Annotated in this window: 20 protein-coding genes; 8 read left to right on the plus strand and 12 right to left on the minus strand. The window is 42.9% G+C overall.

Features of this window, described 5'->3' with window-relative positions:
- Window positions 1-7: 7 nt before the first annotated feature.
- Entirely contained in the window at window positions 8-595 is a 588-nt protein-coding gene (locus BUC17_RS12920; protein ID WP_317044524.1) for a methyltransferase, read from the minus strand.
- Entirely contained in the window at window positions 573-965 is a 393-nt protein-coding gene (locus BUC17_RS12925) for an RNA-binding S4 domain-containing protein (protein ID WP_073365179.1), read from the minus strand. Before BUC17_RS12925 ends, BUC17_RS12920 begins: the two co-directional genes overlap by 23 nt.
- A gap of 81 nt (window positions 966-1,046) precedes the next feature.
- Between BUC17_RS12925 and BUC17_RS12930 the strand changes: the two genes are divergently transcribed.
- Window positions 1,047-2,060 (plus strand): BamM family beta-barrel-assembly machinery protein, encoded by a 1,014-nt coding sequence (locus BUC17_RS12930; protein ID WP_073365181.1) that lies wholly within the window; start codon window positions 1,047-1,049, stop codon window positions 2,058-2,060.
- A 31-nt stretch (window positions 2,061-2,091) separates the two neighbouring features.
- Here BUC17_RS12930 and BUC17_RS12935 read toward each other — a convergent pair whose 3' ends face one another.
- From BUC17_RS12935 to BUC17_RS12980, 10 genes are all read right to left on the minus strand, one after another.
- Window positions 2,092-2,811, minus strand: a complete 720-nt coding sequence (locus BUC17_RS12935; RefSeq protein ID WP_073365183.1) for a DUF4369 domain-containing protein — start codon at window positions 2,809-2,811, stop codon at window positions 2,092-2,094.
- 82 nt (window positions 2,812-2,893) lie between these two features.
- Window positions 2,894-4,744 (minus strand): M61 family metallopeptidase, encoded by a 1,851-nt coding sequence (locus tag BUC17_RS12940; protein ID WP_073365185.1) that lies wholly within the window; start codon window positions 4,742-4,744, stop codon window positions 2,894-2,896.
- A gap of 42 nt (window positions 4,745-4,786) precedes the next feature.
- The gene (locus BUC17_RS12945) at window positions 4,787-5,722 is read right to left on the minus strand and encodes an alpha/beta hydrolase (RefSeq protein WP_073365187.1); all 936 of its coding nucleotides are present in this window, start codon (window positions 5,720-5,722) and stop codon (window positions 4,787-4,789) included.
- Window positions 5,723-5,765: 43 nt separating this feature from the next.
- On the minus strand, window positions 5,766-6,083 hold the full coding sequence (locus BUC17_RS12950) for a TIGR03643 family protein (protein ID WP_394334050.1): 318 nt from the start codon (window positions 6,081-6,083) through the stop codon (window positions 5,766-5,768).
- 60 nt (window positions 6,084-6,143) lie between these two features.
- Window positions 6,144-6,977: a sterol desaturase family protein gene (locus BUC17_RS12955; RefSeq protein ID WP_073365237.1), complete on the minus strand. Its 834-nt coding sequence runs from the start codon at window positions 6,975-6,977 to the stop codon at window positions 6,144-6,146.
- Between the two features lie 5 nt (window positions 6,978-6,982).
- Complete coding sequence (locus BUC17_RS12960; RefSeq protein ID WP_073365189.1) at window positions 6,983-7,585, minus strand: alpha-ketoglutarate-dependent dioxygenase AlkB family protein; 603 nt, start codon at window positions 7,583-7,585, stop codon at window positions 6,983-6,985.
- A 24-nt stretch (window positions 7,586-7,609) separates the two neighbouring features.
- Complete coding sequence (locus BUC17_RS12965) at window positions 7,610-8,008, minus strand: DoxX family protein (protein ID WP_317044525.1); 399 nt, start codon at window positions 8,006-8,008, stop codon at window positions 7,610-7,612.
- A 61-nt stretch (window positions 8,009-8,069) separates the two neighbouring features.
- A complete protein-coding gene (locus tag BUC17_RS12970; protein WP_073365193.1) occupies window positions 8,070-8,966 on the minus strand; it encodes a DMT family transporter in 897 nt (298 codons plus the stop codon).
- Window positions 8,967-9,030: 64 nt separating this feature from the next.
- On the minus strand, window positions 9,031-10,197 hold the full coding sequence (locus tag BUC17_RS12975; RefSeq protein WP_073365195.1) for a DUF1501 domain-containing protein: 1,167 nt from the start codon (window positions 10,195-10,197) through the stop codon (window positions 9,031-9,033).
- 1 nt (window position 10,198) lies between these two features.
- On the minus strand, window positions 10,199-11,593 hold the full coding sequence (locus tag BUC17_RS12980; RefSeq protein WP_073365197.1) for a DUF1800 domain-containing protein: 1,395 nt from the start codon (window positions 11,591-11,593) through the stop codon (window positions 10,199-10,201).
- Window positions 11,594-11,681: 88 nt separating this feature from the next.
- Between BUC17_RS12980 and BUC17_RS12985 the strand changes: the two genes are divergently transcribed.
- The 7 genes from BUC17_RS12985 to BUC17_RS13015 all read left to right on the plus strand — a co-directional run bounded on the left by BUC17_RS12985 (window position 11,682) and on the right by BUC17_RS13015 (window position 17,238).
- Entirely contained in the window at window positions 11,682-12,287 is a 606-nt protein-coding gene (locus BUC17_RS12985) for a murein L,D-transpeptidase catalytic domain-containing protein (protein WP_073365199.1), read from the plus strand.
- 91 nt (window positions 12,288-12,378) lie between these two features.
- The gene (locus BUC17_RS12990; RefSeq protein ID WP_073365200.1) at window positions 12,379-13,815 is read left to right on the plus strand and encodes an NADP-dependent isocitrate dehydrogenase; all 1,437 of its coding nucleotides are present in this window, start codon (window positions 12,379-12,381) and stop codon (window positions 13,813-13,815) included.
- Window positions 13,816-13,820: 5 nt separating this feature from the next.
- Window positions 13,821-14,066, plus strand: a complete 246-nt coding sequence (locus BUC17_RS12995) for a hypothetical protein (protein WP_073365202.1) — start codon at window positions 13,821-13,823, stop codon at window positions 14,064-14,066.
- Between the two features lie 131 nt (window positions 14,067-14,197).
- Entirely contained in the window at window positions 14,198-14,470 is a 273-nt protein-coding gene (locus BUC17_RS13000; RefSeq protein ID WP_073365204.1) for a hypothetical protein, read from the plus strand.
- The gene (locus BUC17_RS13005) at window positions 14,470-15,312 is read left to right on the plus strand and encodes a DUF6671 family protein (RefSeq protein WP_073365206.1); all 843 of its coding nucleotides are present in this window, start codon (window positions 14,470-14,472) and stop codon (window positions 15,310-15,312) included. Before BUC17_RS13000 ends, BUC17_RS13005 begins: the two co-directional genes overlap by 1 nt.
- Before the next feature lie 3 nt (window positions 15,313-15,315).
- Window positions 15,316-16,275, plus strand: coding sequence for an L-threonylcarbamoyladenylate synthase (locus BUC17_RS13010; RefSeq protein ID WP_073365208.1), 960 nt, complete (start codon window positions 15,316-15,318; stop codon window positions 16,273-16,275).
- A gap of 3 nt (window positions 16,276-16,278) precedes the next feature.
- Window positions 16,279-17,238: a sodium-dependent bicarbonate transport family permease gene (locus tag BUC17_RS13015; RefSeq protein ID WP_073365210.1), complete on the plus strand. Its 960-nt coding sequence runs from the start codon at window positions 16,279-16,281 to the stop codon at window positions 17,236-17,238.
- Window positions 17,239-17,244: the final 6 nt, after the last annotated feature.

The following is a 17,244-nucleotide window of genomic DNA, read 5'->3' on the forward strand; positions in this document are numbered from 1 at the left end:
AGTTGTGTTATTTTTTGTTAAAGATAAAAAAGAGTTCGTTTCCTTGACGAGGTGGAATCGAGTTGTAGCACGTTTCTAGGGTTTGAATTGAAAACAAAGGTTCAAATCGTTCCAAATATTCTGTAGCCGATCCCCCAAAAGGCGGTCCCGATTCGGTTAGTGGGAATTGAAATAAAAGTCCGACCAATTTGCCTCCCGATTTCAACAACCGATGCATGTGCGTCACATAATCATTGCGTAAGGAAGGCGAAAGCGCACAAAAAAAGGTTTGTTCTAAAATCAAATCATAGGAATCTTGATGGTCGAAAAAATCGGATTGCACCAATCGAAAGCACTCATTTTGAGCCAGGCGATTTCGAATCGCTTGCAATGGAGCTTCTGCATAATCCAATACGGTGATGTTGGTAAATCCGAGGGATAACGCATACTCTAATTCATACCCATGACCGGCTCCAGGAATGAGTAGCGCTTTATTTTTATCCTCAACTTGATCCAAATAGGCTGTCAAGGGCGGGGAGGGAGCCCCCATGTCCCAACCCGTATCGCCTTTTTCATAGCGTTCTTGCCAGTATTTATTCGTCAGTATCTTCATCATCCCAAGCATCATTCGTGAGTTCGTCCAAGTCGCGGCGGTCCTTTTTGGTAGGGCGACCTACTCCTGTTTTTCGGTAGTGTTCTTTGGAGAGTTTGAGCATTTCCAAATGGGCAAAAGCTTCCGCCGGTGTATCATCTTTGCGATATATGTCGGTAAGTTTGGCACCTACCCGATTTGGAGGGAGATCCAATACGCTAATTTGGTATTGAATTTGGTCTTTGCGAAACTGAATTCGGTCGCCGGGATACACTTCACGGGAGGCTTTGGCAACCTGCCCATTGACCTGAACTTGATTTTTTTTGCAAGCTTCCGTAGCCAAGTTTCGGGATTTGTAGTAGCGCACACACCACAAGTATTTGTCAACTCTCATAAACAGGGTAAAAACTACGTTAAATAGTTTACAAAAATAAATCAATATTGTATCTTGCACGCCATAAATACAGTAATTTCTATGCGTTTTAAAATTTTTACGTTGTGGGCGCTCGCCTTGGCTTTTATGGGTACATCTTGTTCTAAAGATGGAACATCAACGACACCTATTCGTGATAGGGCCGAACAATATGCGACCGACATTGCCGCCATCGATGATTTTTTGGATACGCATTATATGGAAGTGAATCCGACGACTTTTGACGTTGAGTTTTATGAGATTCCCGAAAATGGGACACAAACTTCGATCCGAAATCAGACGCAATATCCCTTGCGCGACACTTTGATTGCACAAGATGATATCAATTACAAATTGTATTTCATCAAGTTCCGTGAAGGAACGCAGAAAAGGCCAACTCAAGTTGATTCAGTTCATGTGGCTTATAAAGGAATCGAGTTGAATTTAGACGTCTTTGATCAAGCGGTGACGCCCAATTGGTTTGCTTTAGAGTCATTAATTCCAGGTTGGGGCCATGTGTTTCCTAATTTTAAATCAGGGACGTACACAACGGTTCCTGGGCAACCTATTCAGTTTGATAATTATGGAGCTGGGGTAATGTTTTTGCCTTCTGGTTTGGGGTATTACAACAATGCAACGACCAATATTCCCGCGTATTCTCCCATTATTTTCTCCTTTAAATTGATTGAAGTGCGGTATCGAGATCACGACCGCGACGGAATACTCTCGCGTGATGAACGCGCTTTCCCGCTTACCAATTGGAGCGATAATCCTAAAGATTACGATTCAGATGGAGATGAGCGGGCCAACATGGTCGATATAGATGATGATAATGATTCCTATTTGACCAAGTTCGAACGCAGTTATGTGGTCAATGGTGTTACCTACTATTATCCATTTAATGGCGCTGCGGTGGATGACCCAACGACGCCAAATGTAGATGAACGCCGGGGGATTCCTCGTAAATTTACAGGACCTGTGGTTAATGGCGTGGCGACTCCCGTTGAAGAAGATTTTACAGCGCCCAATCGTTTGCGGCGCCACTTAGATAATACAGTGACAAACGTTAACCCATAGGCATAAAAAAAACGGTCATCGACCGTTTTTTTTATTCTCCTAGTTTTCGTCGTTCCTCGGCATAGGTTCTCAGTTTTTTACCGTATTTCGTTTTACTAATTTTGGCACTCATCGATTTATCAATCGTATCCAAATACTTAAGCGAAACGTCGGGAATTTCAGCCAAGGCAATATAGGGTGCTATTTCGTAATTGCTGTTGTTGACAATAAAGTTGGTGGTAATCAAATAGCGTCTTTTCAAGTTTTCATCCTGTTCCTTTTGAATACTATCCAAGCGGGTTAAATTATTGTCTTTCTTAGCGATTAACCCCATTTGAATCAATTCTAAATTCTTATCAATCAATCGCGACATCATCACCTTGTATTGGTCGTACAACTCCTGGTTCTTCGAACCTTTAATCACAGCATCTGCCGTGAAATAATCCAAAGTTGTTTCCACCGTCATCGCACCGGGTTCGGCGAAAAAAGGAAGGTTGTTGTCCACCGAATTGCTCACTCCTCGGTCAATAAATAAATAGAGCATTTCAGGATGTTTGAGGTCAATATGGGTTTTGAATTCAGAAGTTCCTTCAAACTTGATCGAATCGATAGGTACTAATATGGAATCGTCTTTGATGCGCTGGATGTATAGGGTTCCTTTTTTAAAACCTTTGATGGTTCCCGATAATTCCAATCCATCGATTGGTTTTTTCTCTTTAGCACAACTAAGGATAAGGGCTGATGCAAGTAAACAAATACTGATTTTTCGCATGATTTTATTTTTCGCAAAGATGAAAAAAAAATCCTCAATTCGATAATCAAATTGAGGACTTTCGCAAAGGGTCTATTCAAGTTTATCCTTTTAGCCAGGATGTTTTTAGTTGATTTTTGGAAGGATCAAGGGTTATATATCCTTCATTTTCGACATAGGAAAATACTACTTTTCCATTTAATGTCAATGGTTTACCGCCGCGCGTTACGGTTAGGGTTACAGAATCATTTTCTTTCCATTTTTGCACGGCATCCATCAAAGGACCGATCGCATCCATGGTATACGATTTGCCATCAATTCCCGTGATAATATCGTCGGCTTTCAATCCAATACCCTGCATAAACGGCGATAACTCGGTGTCATTACGTACAACGATTTCTTTGTTACTATTGGCCGTAATACATGGCGTACGTTTTAAAAACAACACGTTCTCTGGCTTTTGAATCTTTCCTTTGCCTACGCCCATTTTTGCAAAATAGCTTGCATAATCAATTGGCGTGCTTCCCGAAACATGGGTGCGAAGAAAAGTGCCTACTTCAGGATAGGTCATCGCGGTTACTTCGTCAAACAATTCGGCATCCAAAAACGGACGAGAAGGTCCATATTTTTCAGTTAGTTTTTGCATTAAGTCCAAAATACCTCGCGTTCCATTGCTCTTTTCACGAATGATAATGTCGATACACATTCCGATCAACGCTCCTTTACTGTATACATTTAAGTATTGGGATTTGTAGGGCTCGGTGAGCACATTCTGACTCATTTCAGTGAAAGGCATCGTGTCATTCATTCGTTTGGCTTCGCTGATTTTATTGGCCATTCGTTTGTAAAAATCGTCTTCCGAGATAAGTCCTTGGTTGACTTGAAACAGGTTGGCAAAATATTCGGTAACCCCCTCATACATCCATAAGTGTTGTGACATTTTGGGGTTGTTGAAATCAAAATAGTGAATCTCATGCGAATGCACTCCGAGTGGCGTTACGATATGAAAAAACTCATGCGAAACCACATCAATCAATTGTTTTCCAAGGGCCTCAGCGGGCATCATTTCGGGAAATACAACAGTGGTTGAAGTGTTGTGTTCCAAAGCTCCAAATCCACGCGCATCGGGTTTGTCGGTTTCCGATAAGTAGAGAAGAATAGTGTACTTTTTATTGTTGTTAACCGGACCCAAAAATTTCTTTTGTGCGCGAATCATTTTTTCGATAGCGGGCGATAACACGGCAGCACTATGTTTGGCATTGGGCGAATATACGCTGAATAAAATGTCCATGCCATCTACCTGAAACGAGGTGAAGTCTGGTTTTCCATACATGATCGGGTTGTCTACCAATTCGTTGTAGCGCTCCGCTATAAATACATCCGATGTTGCTGAGGCATCGGTATCAAGCAACGAGGTAGCACCAAACATGCTGTCGGGATGAGTAATTTTTAACTCGTAGTTAATATCCTTTTTTCCCTCAAAATACCCCACAAAACCATGCTGGTTAATCATGAAATTTTTACCTGCATTGATATTGGTTCCTGCTGGAGAAAAAATACCACCTCCAAAACCACCTCCGCGTTCGCTATCAAAGGTGTCATTTACGAGATAGGTTACTTTGGCCAATTTTTGCGCCTCTTTGATTTGCCATGAATTGGTGCTTAACGCTTGAACAGGAAGTTCTTTTCCTTGTGCGTCGTAGGCTTTAAACTGTTCAACCATTTTTCCATAATCATCTACCGAATAGGTTCCAGGGATAATTTTGGGCAAATGGTATACAATTTCGGCTTCAGTTAAGGTGGGCGGCGTCACACTGACTGCAACTTTATCCTCGGTAATGTTGACCAAATCAAGATGCACTACCACATTGTTTTTCTTGGCTACCGTAGAAGTCGAGGAGCCACAGCCCGCTAGCATTAGCGCGGCTACTAAGGAAAATAAAAATTGTTTCATCGAATACTATTTATGCCATTGGTAGATTAAATCCTCGTTTCGTTACAATTTTTTTATAAAATCCATGATAACTTCCGTGAGTTGCGGTTCGATGGGTAACTTTCCGTCGTTATACGATTGCCGATTGGCTTGTTCATCGGGCGTATTTTTGAGTACATGATTCATGTTGGGAATGATAGCGTAGACTGCCTCGGGTTTGGCAGCTTTTAATAAGGCTGCATCTTCCACGGGAACTTGTAAATCTTTATCGCCATTGATAATCAAAACGGGCATGCGCAGTGCACCGATGATGTTGGCTGGATTGTGAACAAACCACGACCGCAAATAGGGAAGAATAGCAAGACGAAAAACGCTTTCCATCCCCGGAATAGCGACATCACAAGTCCATTTCCCCGTGTCTTTTAGTCTGTCAAGACATTGACGCAATCCTTCTTTTTGTTCGGGATTGTTTCGGGTTAGTTGTTCAATCAAAATAGCATCAGCGGCACGACCGGCACCAGCCAGTGAAACAAAGGCATCGGCTCCATAGGGCGCGGCCAACATACCTACCAATGATCCTTCACTATGCCCGATCAGTACGATTTTTGAATATTTTTTTTGATTCAAAAAATGCAGAAGTATGGCTTTAGCATCGGTCACCATATCCTCAAATCGGAGTGCTTTTTCATCCATTGTTTTTTGGATGACTTGTGCGATGATACGTTTGTCATAACTAAAAAAAGATATTCCTTTCTCAGCGAGACTTTGTCCTAAAAATTTATAACAATTGGTTAGCATCCCCGGCTGATTCCCATTGCGATTCGTCGGTCCCGAGCCAGCAATCAAAATGACTAGGGTATTTGATGCGTCGGGAGTGGCGGGCGTGATTAACGTTCCTTTCAGTAAGGTGTTGACTTCAATTTCTTGCGTACTAAAGGGGCTCTGGGCTTGTATCAAAAAAGTGAACAAGCAGCAAAAGAGGATAAAACGTGTTTTCATAGGATAGGATTACCTAACGAAGGTAAAAAAATATCCTGTTGGTTTAGCGCTTCGAGATTTTATTTCCGGTTATCTGCCGCTGAAGTGTGCATTTGAAACGGTCAATTCCTTTCACGCGACGTTGGGCATGTTTGGTGGCACGACCTTGAACCCGCGCACGCCACATGCGAAAGCTGGAGGGTTTCATTTCGCGGCGCATGAGTGTGATCGTCTCTTGTTCAGACAACCCAAACTGGTATGTAATAGCTTCAAAAGGGGTGCGGTCTTCCCAAGCCATTTCAATAATGCGGTCAATTTGCGCTTCGGTGAGTTCCTTGTTTTGCATAGTCAAAATTCGCAATACCGTTTCACATGATGCCATGAACAAGCGTTAATTTTTAGGTAAAACGATGGCGTGGGTCGCTTTGTCACGCTAAAAAGTCTACTCGGGTTTGTGGGTTGGTTTTCTAAGCGGTTGAAAAGGGATTTGCAGCAAATTAGAAAGTCTGTTGTGCTCATTTGGGTCTTGATGGGTATCAATCCCATAGACGATTTGCTCTCGATCGAGATGACGGTAGGTGCCTAATATTCGATCCCAAAGCGAAAAAATATTGCCATAATTGCTATCGGTGTAAGGAAGTTGGTAATGGTGGTGAACTTTATGCATGTCGGGGGAGACCAAAATGTAACTCATCCAACGGTCAAGTTTTTTGGGAAGGCCAATGTTGGCATGGTTAAATTGGGTCATGACAACCGATAACGATTGGTACAAAAAGACCAACCACATCGGGCAACCCACAATCAATACCCCTATGCAAGTAAAGGCAAAGCGAATAACACTTTCTCCTGGGTGGTGCCGGTTTCCTGAAGTGGTATCCAAGTACGTATCGGTGTGGTGTATGAGGTGAAAACGCCAAAGCGGATACCATCGGTGCTCGACAAAATGCGCTAAGTAGGCTCCAAAAAAATCAAGTCCAAGCAAGCCCACAAGTAAAAACAGCCATGAAGGCATTTCGGGCAAAAGGTTGAGCAATCCAATTTCATGTTGAACGCTATAATCTGCTGTGCGAAGTAATACAAAGGCCAACGCAAAATTGACCAAAATGGTGGTTCCCGTAAAGAATAAGTTTATCCCCGCATGTTGCCATTTGGAATAGGTAAAACGAATAAAGGGTGCGGCACTTTCGAAAAGCCAAAAGAGAGCAATTCCACCGGCTAACAAGGCAGCGCGGTGCGATGAAGGAATAGTGCTAAAATAGGCTATAAAATTTTCCATAATCATTACTTTAAGGTGCGAAAAGTGAGGTTAATCCTCGGACCCACGGGTCGTGCTGTTTTCGGAATTTGGTGTTTCCAATAATGCTGCGTGGTTCCTTGCATTAGGAGTAAACTACCAGCCGTTAAGGGGATTTTCAATTTTTCCTCTCGTAAGGTGTTGTGTTGTAAATGAAAAGCGCGTTCGGCTCCAAAACTGAGTGAGGCAATTATAGGATTTCGGCCCAATTCTTTTTCATTATCGGCATGCCAACCGTTGCTGTCTTGTCCGTTGCGGTACAAATTGAGTAACACGGTGGTAAACTGGGTGTGGGCAATCTGCTCCACTTCTTCTTTTAAATAGGTAAGCAAAGGCGTCCACGGATGCGGTTGCATGACCACATTGGAGTAGGCATAAGGTTTTCCTTCATGTCCGTACAATGCCGTTAATCGCGGTTGCGGATGGGTTTTCCCAAAAACCGTAATGGGATCATTGCGCCAAGGCGTTTGGGCATACAACAAGTCAAAATATTCTTGCGCTTTGTCGCGAGCTATAAAGTTCGGATACAAACAAAGGTCTGCATCGGGGACTGAAAAATGAATCGGTTCGTGTAAATCAAATAGGGCCATAGCTATCCGTTGGTGCCCTCAAATTTACAAAAAGAGTTGCTCAAAATCGATATAACTAAAGGCCCAATACATTAAAAGAAATTGTAGCGGTAAACGGATATAAAGCAACCAAAGCGGGAGTCCCAAGCGCCCTTCCGAATAGGTCACCATATAGATGTTGGCTGGAAAAACTAAAATCAGTAGCAGGATGATAAAAGCTGCCGCAAGACTTGTAAATCCTGGAATACATAAGGCAATACCCAAAACTATTTCTAGGAAGCCCGTCATCTCATTGATGAATTTTTTATTGGTAAAAAAAGGGGGAATGATTTTGTAATACAGATTTGGTTTTCTAAAATGGTTGATACCCGCCACAATATACAATAGGGCCATACCATATAAATGCCAAGGTTGGGTCATGTTGGGTTGTTTTTGATTTGTCAAAATAATAAAATTTTAACAGTTTTAACAACTATTTTACCAAAAAAATTACGGTAGTAGTCCGTTATGACGTCTTTTTAAATGAAATATTCATAAAAATGATGGCTAAAAGGATCAGTACAATCCCCAACCATTGCTGTTGCACCACACTTTCATCGAGAATAAAAAAGGCCATAAATACAGATACCGGTAATTCAAGCGCCGAGACAATACTTCCGAGACCAATTCCGGTGATCGGAAATCCAGCATTCATTAATAACGGCGGGATAATGGTTCCAAAAAGAGCCAAAACGATTCCCCATTTGAAAAAGATTCCCCATTGAAAGGGCGTATTTTGGGTCGCTAGCGCAAATCCAATCACGATGACAGCCCCTCCGAGTAGCATATACAAACTGCGTTGCGCCGATGAAATACCCAACGCCACTCGATTGGCGGTAAACATCGTGGTGGTAAAAGAGGCAGCAGCGAGCATTCCAAAAAGCATTCCGCGCCAATCTAAGGTAAATTCACTATGCAGGATATTGGTCGCCCAAAGTGTTCCCCACAAGACCAGTCCCACCGAAAGGGTTTTTTGTAGCGAAGGTTTCCGTTTTTCTAAAATCCACTCCAAAAGCACCCCCATCCATACGGTTTGCATCAATAATACAATGGCGATAGAAACATTGATGTATTTGACACAGAGATAATAAAAAACGCTCGTCATCCCCAATGAAGTTCCAGCCAACATAAGGTGAAAAATGTTTTTTGGAGAGGCTTTTTCAACGGGTTTTTGGGATTTGTATTTTTGAAAGGCGTTGATGAGCACCATTCCCAAGATGCCATACGCAAATTGCGAAAGGGTGACTTCAGCCGTGGTATAATGTTCTCGGTAGGCTAATTTTACAAAAGTAGCCAGCATTCCATAACTAGAGGCTCCTAAGCCCACTAAAAATACACCTTTAAGTATCGATTTTCCTGTCATTTTTTATTTAAAAAAGCCGACAAAGATACTCGAATATGTGGTATACCTACAAAAACATTTTTACCTAGCGAAAGATTCCCGAAAGTGGGGCTTGGGTGATGCCAATCGAGGTGGGTTGGTGCTGCAATTTTTGTTGTAGTAAAGTCGCATACACCGACCGAAAGTCCGTTTCAAATTTTAAATCCCCTTGATCTAAGTTGTCAAGATTGGGATTTGTTCCTACAACTTTTCCCGTGGTGTGTCCCCCGATCACAAAAACAGGTGCAGCAGTACCATGATCGGTGCCGTTGCCGTTGTCGCGCACCCGCCGCCCAAACTCAGAAAATACGACCAATGTCACTTGCGATAGCAATCCCGCCCGCTTGATTTCGGTATAAAAAGCAAACACCGCCTCATCCAATTCTTTGAGTTTATTTTGGTGAATGCTCTTTTGATTGTCGTGGGTATCATATCCGTTTTGGGACGTGTAGTAGACATGGGTGTGTAAATTTCCTTTGATCAATCGCGCAATCCATTCCAGATTTTTTCCCAAAGCCGTCGTTGGATAACTAACCTCAGTTTGCGAAGCCGCTATGGCTCGACGGATATCATCGGCACCTTCAACCACCGTGGAAGCAATTTTTCGAACAAAGTCGAGTTGTGGATTGGTCGAGAGTTGGCTCGCTTCGGTGGTGGCCTGACTTCGGAAGCGCGCAGGGTCTTTTACCGTAATGCTGTTGGGTTCTTTGCCGCGCAGGGCCAAATTATCAATACTATCAATATTGACTCCTCCGGTAGGTTGGGTAGTGGTGCATTGCAAATCCAAATACCGACCCAACCAACCTTCTGTGAGGTATTCTTGAGCTCCAGAAGCGGTTTGCCAAATTTCTTGACTTCGAAAATGGGATCGGTTGGGCGAAGGATAGCCCACATTTTGAATAACCGTTAAGTCGCCATTTTGCTGAATGGTATTCCAATTTTTCAACGCCGGATGCCATCCCATTCCGTTACTTTTCCCAATAATATCATTTTTGGCAATAGCGATATGGGGACGTAAGTCATAATAGCCGGGATGGTCAAAAGGTATGTAGGTATTTAACCCATCGTTCCCTCCATTGAGTTGGATAAACACTACACATGAATCTTTTTGATTTTGTAGCGGTTGTGTTCCTAGTGCGTGGAGAAAATCAGGAAGGACCAATAGTCCTCCTGTAAAGGTTCCCGTAAGACTTAAAAAGTTTCTTCTATTCATCTTAAATGAGTTGAAATTCAGGGGATTTGACAAGCGTAAAAAACAATCGCATTACGGCTTCTTGAGCGTTAGGGTCTTTGGCGTTAAAATCATATTTGAGCACCGCGTCAACTTGTTTTTGAAGGTCTTCATCTACTTGAAACACCAAGCGTTGGGTCATTTTTTGTTTTATTTCATTGGCTGAGTCGTTGGGATTGAAAGCCACTTTTGGAGTGTATTCTTGTGCTGTTTTCGTTTTTGAAAGGGTTTCAGGTAGTTCTTTCAATACCCTGCGGTTCAGTTCTTTTCCACGGCAAAGCAAGTCGCAAGCATGTTGACGTTGTAAATAAATTTGAGACGTGAGCCAACTTTTTCCGCCTATCCATCCTTTTACATTGGGTTGATTGCATAGGTCCATACCCTGTTGTCGTAAGAAAAAAACAAGCAGGTTTTCATTGGGATTTGAAATGTGTAATTCGTCATGAAGTTGCAATATAAACTCCAACGGATTTTTAATCTTACTTCCTGCTGTGGGTTTGGCATATTCTTCCACCAATATCTTTTGAAGCAGCGGTTGTATTTCAAATTGAACACTTCGAAAATAATCGCCATAATACGTGACCAGCTCCTCAGGGGGAGAATCGTATATAAACCATTGCAATAGTTTTCGGGTAATTAAATAAGGAACGGCGGGTTGTTCAAAAATACGATCGACTAGATCTTCTACTTTGAACTGTCCCGTTTTTCCCAAATACGTAATCGTATCGGGGTCTTCCAAGCGGGGACGGTACTGCGCTTTATGTTCCCCCAAATGCAAACCGGCCAGTGCTTTGGCTCCCATTTTTACATCATTTTCCGTGTAGTGGCCGATGCCTAGGGTAAAAAGTTCGAGGAGTTCGCGACTGAGATTTTCGTTGAGAGCCCCCCTTTGGTTATCGACATTGTCCAAATACCGCACCATCGCATTGGTTTGCAATACGGCTTTGGTCAACGTTTTAAAATTTCCAAAAGCCATTTCCCGCAAAAGTTGATTGTGTTGGTAAATCCACCAATTCACCTTTACTTTTTGTTGGGTAGCTACAAAATGATTGTGCCAAAACAACACCATTTTCTCGCGTAACGGAAAGGCCGAGTGTTGTATTTCATTAATCCACCACGCTTTAAAAGCGATACCATTTTGAATTTGTTTTTTCAGTACGGCTTTGGTTTCGGGATCTTCGGTGTTTTTGATTTGTTGGCGAATTTGACGCAATTCAGCCAAAGATTTGGGTTCGCTGGCCATAAAATCAGGTGGCTTTTGAGTAAAAGGGGCTGTGACTGACTTTTGGAGAAAATCGGCAATTCCATTTTTTTGGATGCTTTCAGCCTGACGGGCACTGAATCCCAAACGCAACGACCAAAGAATGGCGGGTTCCATAGTGAAGTTTTACTCTTAGACTTTATTTAACATTCAAGGTTTAAATAAAACGAGAAAATTATAGTTATGTGATTATAAACCAAATGAAATGAAAGGCATTGTATTTTTTCTCGCTATTTTTTTGATTCAATGTGTAAAAAAGGAGGAAGTCGAACCCATTCAAGCGAAGGCGTCGTATGCTTCCCATCATCAAGAAGCCCTTTCGTATTGTCAAAAAAAGGGGATGAGTACCCAATTCTATTATCTTTTAGACTTGCGAATCCCTTCGGGTAAGAATCGATTTTTTGTGTATGATTTTACCAAAGATACCATTACGCATGCCCAATTGGTCACCCACGGGAGTTGTGATGTGTTTACCCCCAATCCACAACGATGGGAAAAAGCTCAATTTGATACACGGGTCAACAGTCATTGCAGTATGGTAGGGAAATACAAAATTGGTCGTCGGGATACCAGTTCATGGGGGATCAAAATTAAATATTGGCTGCACGGTCTCGAGTCCACCAACGCCACAGCTGTCGAACGAGTAGTGGTGTTGCATTCGTGGAATGCCGTTTCCGATACCGAAATCCATCCCGAGGTGAGTCCGTTGAGTTGGGGCTGTCCAGCAGTATCCAATTCTTTTATGCGAATTTTGGACGCCCAATTACAGGCCGAATCCAAACCGGTCTTGCTGTGGATAATTGGAAATTAAACATATAAAATAATTTATACATATTATTTAAAACATAAATAAAAATATATAAACTTTCTTTTTCACCTTTGCCTCGTTAAACAAACTTACTATGACACGAATTACGATTGCAAAAGGTGACGGAATTGGTCCCGAAATTATGGATGCCACTTTGGCGGTATTAAAAGCAGCGGGAGCCGCTTTGGAGTACGATGAAATTGAAGTGGGAGAGAAAGTTTATTTATCTGGAAACACTTCCGGGATTGCAGCTTCCTCTTGGGATATCATCCGACGCAACAAAGTATTTTTGAAAGCTCCGATTACCACTCCACAAGGCGGGGGGTACAAGAGTTTGAATGTGACAACCCGTAAATTTTTGGGGCTCTATTCTAATGTTCGTCCATGTTTGTCTTTAAGTCCTTATGTTGCGACCAAACACCCTCAAATGGACGTGGTTATTATTCGTGAAAATGAAGAAGATTTATATGCAGGTATCGAGCACCAGCAAACCGATGAGGTTATTCAATGTTTGAAATTGATTAGCCGCCCTGGTTGTGAGAAAATTGTTCGTTATGCCTTTGAATATGCGCGTGCTTTTGGACGCAAAAAAGTAACTTGTTTCACCAAAGACAACATCATGAAGCAAACCGACGGATTGTTTCACAAGGTTTTTGATGAAATTGCGGTAGAATATCCAGAAATTGAAAACGAGCACTGGATTATCGACATCGGAGCGGCAAAATTGGCCGATACCCCTGAGGCTTTTGATGTTATTGTAACATTAAATTTATACGGTGACGTATTATCTGATGTTGCGGCACAAATTGCAGGTTCGGTAGGTATGGCAGGTTCAGCCAATATCGGAGAATCTTGTGCGATGTTTGAAGCCATTCACGGTTCAGCTCCTCGTCGTGCAGGCCAAGATGTGGCAAACCCCTCGGGATTGTTGCAAGGCGCTATCATGATGTTGCAACATTTGGGTCAGAATGCTATCGCTGAAAAAATCCAAAATGCTTGGTTAAAAACCATTGAAGATGGTATTCATACCTATGATATTTTCAAAGAAGGCGTAAGTGCTCAAAAAGTAGGAACACAAGCGTTTGCTGAAGCAATCATTGCACGCTTGGGTCAGAAACCATCGGTATTGAAAGCTGTAGAATATCGTGATGGTGCACCGATGAACTTGCCTTCGTACAAGCGTCCTGCGCCACAAGTAAAAACGCTTCATGGCGTGGACTTATTTGTACACTGGGCGGGAACCTCTGCCGATACGTTGGCCGAGTCGATTCAAAAATTAAACGACGGTGGACTTCAGTTGAGTATGATCACCAACCGCGGGATCAAAGTATGGCCTGAAGGATTTGCAGAAACATTTTGTACCGACCATTGGCGTTGTCGCTTCAAAATGAAAGACGGAAGCGAGTTATCGAAAGCACACATTATCGGGTTGTTGCAGCAAGCTGAGGCACACGGGATTGATGTGGTGAAAACAGAAAACTTGTATCATTTTGACGGAACACCTGCGTACTCTTTAGGTCAAGGACAATAAGTGTTATGGAACTCCAATTAATCGACGGAAAGTTTGATCCCCAAGAAGCGATTGCTTTGTTACGGGAATTGGTAGACGTGAAAATCAAGTTTCACGAAAAGAAAATTGCCGCAAGTATGTCGGAAGAGGATATCAAGTTCCGTGAACAGCGGATCAAAGCGCTACAAACCGCAGCCCATGATATGACAGTTGCTTTGCGCGAACAATCGGGCTCGGTTCGTATTCACACTCATTTTGGTTTTGATGCGTAGTCTTTGGTATCTCATTCTCACTGGCCTTTTGTTGGCAGCAGTCTCTTGGTGGCTCCAAGATGTATTGTGGTCGTCATTGGCTGAAGCGGGGAGTGTATTAATTGGTTTGGTTTTATGTAAAAAAATAGCCCATGGATTTGACACAAGTGACCTTAATTGATGGGGTTTTTCAACCGGATGAAGCCCGTGAGCTATTGACCAAGTTGATTAATCACAAGATTCAGTATCATCAAGTGGATGCGTTTAGTAAAGATATTCGCAACATTGAAGATAGTGCCCACAGCACCCAGCGAATCAAAGCCTTGGAAGAAGCTTTGGCGACGTTGCAGCAAACGGTAAAAGAAGCCGAAGCCCATCATAAGCGTATTGTCATTAAAAGTGATATCGCTTTAACTTTTGAATAATGAAATTATTTGCGGGACGAACGGTTGCTATAGCTACTGCCCATCACAAAGAGCGTGTGATGGCTCCCATTCTTGAGCGGGAATTGGGAGTTTCCTGTACCGTTCCGACCGCGTTGAACACCGATAGTTTAGGCACCTTTTCTGGAGAAATTCCCCGGGTAAAGGATGTGATAAGTACCCTTCGTGACAAGTGCAACTTGGCTATGAAAAAGAACAAGTATGATCTTGTAGTTGCCAGCGAAGGGTCTTTCGGTGCTCATCCTTCTAGTCCTTTTCTTCCCGCCAATTACGAAACGGTATTGCTCCTCGATGCTCAAAACAACCGAGAATATACGGGGCGGTATTGGACAAGTGACACAAATTTTACAGGTGCTTACATAAAAGATGAAGAAGATTTAGAAGCATTTGTTACCCGTGTAGGATTTCCCCAACACGCGGTTATAGTGCGAAAGGACGACCAATCGTATGCGCCTTTGTACAAAGGTGTGCAAGAATACGATGAATTGGTTCAGCATTTTCAAAACTTGAAGCAGGAATTTGGAAGCTGTTATGTAGAAACCGACATGCGGGCCCATTTCAACCCAAAGCGGATGACTGCCATCGCAAAAGCGACACAAAATTTAGTCGATACCCTGCTATCGCTTTGTCCGCAATGCCAAGCTCCCGGATTTTCAGTGCAACGCATGGAATCGGGTTTGCCTTGTGGCTGGTGTAAACAACCTACGCGTTCGCCCTTGTATGCGCTTTATCATTGTGATACCTGTTCGTTTGAAGAAAAACGATATTATCCACTGCAAAAAGAAGTAGAGGATCCCCAATTTTGTGATTATTGTAACCCATAACCCATGCACACACCCGACATTCAAATAGCTCAATTACTGCTAGAAAGTGGCAATGTAGTCGCGATTCCAACCGAGACGGTGTATGGTTTGGCAGCCAATATTTACCACAAAGAAGCGATTGAAAAAATATATACGTTAAAAAATCGTCCGCGTACCAGTCCTTTGATTGTTCATGTCGATTCGGTGGCCCGTTGTGAAACGTTGGTGGCCCATTTACCCGAAAAAGCGAAGCAATTGATGGATCATTTTTGGCCAGGCCCCCTTACGGTTTTATTGCCCAAAAGTGATCAAGTACCCGAGTGGATCACTGGCGAAAGCAATCGTGTAGGGATACGAATGCCGCAGCACCCTTTGACGCTAGCGTTGATAAAAAACTGTGGTTTCCCGTTGGCGGCTCCGAGTGCCAATCCTTTTTCCAAAATCAGTCCCACGACGGCCGAAATGGTTCGCCATTATTTTGAAGATCAAGACGTTTTTGTGTTGGATGGCGGTCCGAGTCAAGCCGGATTAGAATCCACCATTGTTGGGTTTGAAGACGACCAAGCCATCGTGTATCGTTTAGGAGCGCTTTCGTTGGAGGACTTGGAAGCCGTAATTGGTCCGGTTGACTATGCCGATAAACCCAACAAGGTATTTTTTACTCCGGGACGGTTCCCCAAACATTATGCTCCTAATACGCCTGTGCTACTGACCGACACGCCTGAGGTTACCGCAATGCAATGGGTTGAGGCGCATGCTGGAAAAGCAGCGGTTTTGTCGCCTACATTCACCTTTGTGCATGAGCGTTTGCACCCCATTCAATGGCCCGAAAATGAGGCGTTGGAACGTGTAGCTTCTCACTTATACCGAACCCTTTTTGAATTGGATCAACAAGGATTTGATTGTTTAATTATCACCCCTTTTCCTGAGGAAGGTTTAGGGAAAACTATGAACGACCGTCTAAAACGTGCGGCGACAAAATAACCTATGGATTTACATCTACTTGCAGACAATTTGACCAATCCAGCCCTCTTGTTTTTCTTACTGGGGGTTTTAGCGGTACAATTGAAAAGTGACCTTCGAATTCCGCAAAATTCGTCAAAGTTCATTTCGATTTACCTCTTGTTTTCAATTGGATTCAAAGGGGGGCAAGAATTGTCACACAGTACGTTTAATGCCGAAATTATGGGCGCCGTCGCACTCGGATTGCTCACAGCCGTGGCGATTCCATTGTACACATTTTTTATCCTCAAACGCAACTTTTCGATTTATGATGCCGGTGCGATTGCTGCTGCTTATGGATCGGTGAGTGCGGTAACTTTTGTTACGGCCGGGAGTTTTTTGGAAATGCTCGATTATAAATTCAATGGCTATATGGTCGCTGTTATGGCGTTGATGGAGGCTCCAGCCATTGTGGTAGGTGTGATTTTGATCCGCTTTTTCACTACCGAACGCGAGGGACCCAAAATTGGAAGCATCATCAAGCACTCGCTCACAAACGGCAGTGTTTTGTTGATCCTTGGGAGTTTGTGTATTGGGTATTTGGCCAATGAAGAGCAAGCCCAAGGAATAAAGCCGTTCACCAATGATTTGTTTAAAGGATTCTTGGCGGTTTTTCTGCTCGATATGGGGATTAGTAGTGGTGAAAAGTTGAATGATTTTATCAAGCATGGAAAGTTTGCCTTACTGTTCTCACTTTTTATCCCCTTGATTAATGGTTGTGCAGTGGCCTGGTTGTCGGATTATTTTGTGGCCGAAGCAGGGAATCGTTTTATGTTGGCAATTCTAGCTGCGAGTGCCTCGTATATAGCCGTTCCCGCTGCGATGAAAATTGCCGTTCCCAAAGCCAATCCGGGTTTGTTTTTACCCATGGCACTCGCGGTAACGTTCCCTTTTAACATTACCATCGGCATGCCCGTTTTTCTTACTATTATTGAAAGTACTTAGATTTTT

This window comes from Flavobacterium fontis, from assembly GCF_900129405.1.
Taxonomy (GTDB): domain Bacteria; phylum Bacteroidota; class Bacteroidia; order Flavobacteriales; family Flavobacteriaceae; genus Flavobacterium; species Flavobacterium fontis.

What these genes read in the sequence shown, in the direction of transcription:
- BUC17_RS12920 (WP_317044524.1), bottom strand. Translation starts at nt 595, where the DNA reads ATGATGAAGATACTGACGAATAAATACTGGCAAGAACGCTATGAAAAA.
- BUC17_RS12925 (WP_073365179.1), bottom strand. Translation starts at nt 965, where the DNA reads ATGAGAGTTGACAAATACTTGTGGTGTGTGCGCTACTACAAATCCCGA.
- BUC17_RS12930 (WP_073365181.1), top strand. Translation starts at nt 1,047, where the DNA reads ATGCGTTTTAAAATTTTTACGTTGTGGGCGCTCGCCTTGGCTTTTATG.
- BUC17_RS12935 (WP_073365183.1), bottom strand. Translation starts at nt 2,811, where the DNA reads ATGCGAAAAATCAGTATTTGTTTACTTGCATCAGCCCTTATCCTTAGT.
- BUC17_RS12940 (WP_073365185.1), bottom strand. Translation starts at nt 4,744, where the DNA reads ATGAAACAATTTTTATTTTCCTTAGTAGCCGCGCTAATGCTAGCGGGC.
- BUC17_RS12945 (WP_073365187.1), bottom strand. Translation starts at nt 5,722, where the DNA reads ATGAAAACACGTTTTATCCTCTTTTGCTGCTTGTTCACTTTTTTGATA.
- BUC17_RS12950 (WP_394334050.1), bottom strand. Translation starts at nt 6,083, where the DNA reads ATGGCATCATGTGAAACGGTATTGCGAATTTTGACTATGCAAAACAAG.
- BUC17_RS12955 (WP_073365237.1), bottom strand. Translation starts at nt 6,977, where the DNA reads ATGGAAAATTTTATAGCCTATTTTAGCACTATTCCTTCATCGCACCGC.
- BUC17_RS12960 (WP_073365189.1), bottom strand. Translation starts at nt 7,585, where the DNA reads ATGGCCCTATTTGATTTACACGAACCGATTCATTTTTCAGTCCCCGAT.
- BUC17_RS12970 (WP_073365193.1), bottom strand. Translation starts at nt 8,966, where the DNA reads ATGACAGGAAAATCGATACTTAAAGGTGTATTTTTAGTGGGCTTAGGA.
- BUC17_RS12975 (WP_073365195.1), bottom strand. Translation starts at nt 10,197, where the DNA reads ATGAATAGAAGAAACTTTTTAAGTCTTACGGGAACCTTTACAGGAGGA.
- BUC17_RS12980 (WP_073365197.1), bottom strand. Translation starts at nt 11,593, where the DNA reads ATGGAACCCGCCATTCTTTGGTCGTTGCGTTTGGGATTCAGTGCCCGT.
- BUC17_RS12985 (WP_073365199.1), top strand. Translation starts at nt 11,682, where the DNA reads ATGAAAGGCATTGTATTTTTTCTCGCTATTTTTTTGATTCAATGTGTA.
- BUC17_RS12990 (WP_073365200.1), top strand. Translation starts at nt 12,379, where the DNA reads ATGACACGAATTACGATTGCAAAAGGTGACGGAATTGGTCCCGAAATT.
- BUC17_RS12995 (WP_073365202.1), top strand. Translation starts at nt 13,821, where the DNA reads ATGGAACTCCAATTAATCGACGGAAAGTTTGATCCCCAAGAAGCGATT.
- BUC17_RS13000 (WP_073365204.1), top strand. Translation starts at nt 14,198, where the DNA reads ATGGATTTGACACAAGTGACCTTAATTGATGGGGTTTTTCAACCGGAT.
- BUC17_RS13005 (WP_073365206.1), top strand. Translation starts at nt 14,470, where the DNA reads ATGAAATTATTTGCGGGACGAACGGTTGCTATAGCTACTGCCCATCAC.
- BUC17_RS13010 (WP_073365208.1), top strand. Translation starts at nt 15,316, where the DNA reads ATGCACACACCCGACATTCAAATAGCTCAATTACTGCTAGAAAGTGGC.
- BUC17_RS13015 (WP_073365210.1), top strand. Translation starts at nt 16,279, where the DNA reads ATGGATTTACATCTACTTGCAGACAATTTGACCAATCCAGCCCTCTTG.